Below are 912 nucleotides of genomic sequence, written 5' to 3'. Positions count from 1 at the left end.
AGCCGGTAGCTGGTCCGGCCGATTTCGAGCGGGGCGCCGTCCCGGGGGTCGGTCAGGACGCGGTGGAAGGAACCGGCGCCCTCGGCGATGAGGCGGCGGGCCATCGAGGGCGGGATCGGCCCGTGCCCGTCCAGGACGGCCGGTTCGTCTGTGGCGCCGAGCAGGGACAGGACCGGGACGGTGACCAGGACCTGCGCACGCGGGACCGGAACAAGCCCACCCGCCCCCGCACGAGCTTCCGCCCCCGTGCCGGTGCCGTTGCCGCCGTCGGCCGTTCCACCGTTTGTTCCGCCGCCGGGCGTGCCGGTGGTGAGGAGCCAGATGGCGGTGATGTCGGCGCGGAGCTGGGTCAGGGTCCGGGACTCGTCCGGGCCCTGGAGGGCGCGGGCCGCGGCGGTGGTCCGGTCCCAGATCCCGGCGGCGGTATCGGCCGGAAGGTGGGCGGAAAGCCAGGCCATGCCGTCCCGGTCCGGGGTGTACTCGACCCGCCGGTCCGCGGCGCTCGTGGTGTGGCGTTCCTCGATGCCGGCGGGGTGGTGGCGTTCGCGCCAGGCGCGGGCCTTGGCCCTGAACCGGGACGGAACGAGGTCCCCGGCCGGGCAGCCGCGGGCCGGGTTCGGCGCGGCAGGGTCCAGGAAGTGCGCTTCGAGCCCGGCCGCCCCGGCCGCATCCAGGCTGCTGGTTTCGTCCACGATGATCCGTGCGTGGGCCCAGGAGATCGCCCCGGACTCAAGGGCGGCCAGGGTCAGCGGCAGCGCCGACATCAGGGCCCGGGATTCGGCGAGGAGGGCCGCGGCGGCGCGTTCGCTGACGGTCAGGACACAGGCGACCTCGGCCACCAGTGCCATCTCCTGTACGGCACGGTCCCGCGGTGACGGCGCCGGCGGCGCCAGGAACCTGGTTGCCTGCGCG

At 75.3% G+C, this 912-nt stretch carries 1 protein-coding gene; it reads right to left on the bottom strand.

Features of this window, described 5'->3' with window-relative positions:
* A partial coding sequence (locus AC1DKN_RS20980; RefSeq protein WP_476872405.1) for a DUF222 domain-containing protein occupies window positions 1–912 on the bottom strand: 912 nt, incomplete at both ends.

The sequence above is a fragment of the Arthrobacter sp. 01N444 genome, from assembly GCF_056399305.1.
Note: the sequence above shows the minus strand (reverse complement) of the source record. Positions and strands in the feature narration are given on the sequence as shown.